General features: G+C 69.6%; 2 protein-coding genes. One reads left to right on the forward strand and one right to left on the reverse strand.

The genetic code is table 11. The features are described from left to right. Positions 1–981, forward strand: a 981-nt coding sequence (locus IQ216_RS13680; RefSeq protein ID WP_370566756.1) for an alpha/beta fold hydrolase, incomplete at its 5' end; no start/stop codon positions are given. On the opposite strand, the gene IQ216_RS13685 is transcribed toward IQ216_RS13680, so the two are convergent. After that, the gene (locus tag IQ216_RS13685) at positions 978–1925 is read right to left on the reverse strand and encodes a phytoene synthase (protein WP_186698397.1); all 948 of its coding nucleotides are present in this window, start codon (positions 1923–1925) and stop codon (positions 978–980) included. The two genes, IQ216_RS13680 and IQ216_RS13685, sit on opposite strands and share 4 nt — an antisense overlap. Positions 1926–2061: the final 136 nt, after the last annotated feature.

The raw sequence follows: 2061 nt of genomic DNA on the forward strand, positions 1-2061 counted from the left end.
TCCGTTCCCCGCCCCAGCCCGATGGTCACCTCTCCCTACCCCCCGGCCTGGCTGGCGGCCATGACCTGGCGGGGCTGGCGTGTGGCCTATCTGAGCGCGCCGGCCCTGAGCAGCACCCCGGCGGCGCCGGTGCTGCTGATCCATGGCTTCGGGGCCTGTAAGGAGCACTGGCGTCACAGCGTGGAGGCCCTGCGGAAACAACGGACTGTGTATGCCCTTGACCTGATCGGTTTCGGGGCCAGCGACAAGCCCCGCTCCCGCCTGGGCGACGAACCCGAGCTGCCAGGCTCCCTGCGCTACGGCATGGAGCTCTGGGCTGATCAGGTGGTGGCGTTCATCGCCTCCCAGCAGTTGGACACGGTGCAGCTGGTGGGAAACTCCATCGGTGGCGTCGTCGCCCTGGCCGCCGCTGCCAAGCTGGAGCGCAGTGGCCGGCCCGCCCTGGGCGTGGTTCTAGTGGATTGCGCCCAGCGCGCCCTCGATGACAAGCGCCTGGTGGACCAGCCCGCAGGGCTGCGCCGCCTGCGCCCGGCCCTGAAAAGCGTGGTGCGCCAACGCTGGCTGACCCAGTTGCTGTTCCGCTCCTTCGCCCGGCCGGAGGCGATCCGCCGGGTGCTGCTCCAGGCCTATCCCAGCGGCCGCAACGTGGATGAGCAGCTGGTGGCGTTGCTTCTCACCCCGGCCCAGCAGCCCGGCGCCAGCGAGGCCTTCCGCGGCTTCGTGAATCTCTTCGACGACTGCCTGGCCCCGGACCTGCTGGGCCAGCTGGCCACGCCCGTGACCCTGATCTGCGGTCAGGCAGATCCCTGGGAGCCCGTGGCCGAAGCCCGCCGCTGGCAGCGCTTCGCCTGTGTGCGGCAGCTGCATGAACTGCCGGGGCTGGGCCATTGCCCCCACGATGAGGCCCCGGAACAGGTGAACCCGTTGCTGCTGGAGGCCCTGGCCGAAGCGGACCAGGGACTGAGCGCCACGGCTGGCTAGCGCACCTGGGCCACAACGAAGGAAAGCGGCAGGTCGAGCAGCTTGCCGGTGCGGGGCACATAGGCCCGCTTGTTGAACACGTCGTAGTTCTGCTGCTCGATCACATCGAGAATGCCGCGGTAGAGCCGCAGCGAGGCCCACACCGGCCAGCGGGCATCGGGAGCCAGCCAGCGCACGCCGGCCTCCGAGCGGGCAAACCACTGACGAGCCCGGGTCACCTGGAAGCGCATCAAGGCCCGCCAGTTGTCGTTGAGCACCCCCGCCAGAAGCTGCTCCTCGCCGTAGCCAAACCGCGCCAGCTCATCCTGGGGCAGGTAGATCCGCCCGCGGCTGCGGTCTTCTCCCACATCGCGCAGGATGTTGGTGAGCTGGTTGGCGATGCCCAGGGCCACGGCCGCATCCGAGGTGTCTGGGGCAGCACTCCAGGGGGCCGACGTGTAGGCGGCGTCGCGGCCCATCACCTCCTGGGTCATCAGGCCCACCGTGCCGGCCACCCGATAGCAGTAGAGCTCCAGCTCGGCAAAGCTGGTGTAGCGCTGCCGGCTCAGGTCCATGCGCTGGCCCTCGATCATGTCCAGGTAGGCCTGCAGCGGCTGGGGATAGCGCTCAAGGGTGTCCTGCATGGCCAGATCCAGGCCGTCGTGGACCACCCCGTTGAACAGCTCCCTGGTGCGCAGCTCCCAGGCATCGAGACGCTCAGCCAGCTCCTGCTCGGAGCGCGCCTGGGCCTCGGCGCTGTCCATCAGCTCGTCGGTGCGGCGGCACCACACGTAGATCGCCCAGATCGCGCGGCGCTTGGCCGGAGGCATCAGCAAGGTGCCCAGATAAAAGGTCTTGGCCCACTCGGCCGTCTCCTGCCGGCAGTGTTCGTAGGCCTGAGCAAGGCTGGGGAGCACCACAGGTCGGCTGGGACGCTGGCCATGGTGGCAGAGCTGGGCGGTCATCCCCGCACCAGCCGCTGTGGACGGCAATCGAGCGTCATGGACGAGGAGGACAGGGCGGGAACCTCGGCTGCGGCGTGGCGGGGGGACGGGGCCTGGGGGGAAGCGGTGGTGATGGCAGAGCGGCCGGGGAGCAGGG

The organism is Cyanobium sp. LEGE 06143 (assembly GCF_015207535.1).
Classification (GTDB): domain Bacteria; phylum Cyanobacteriota; class Cyanobacteriia; order PCC-6307; family Cyanobiaceae; genus NIES-981.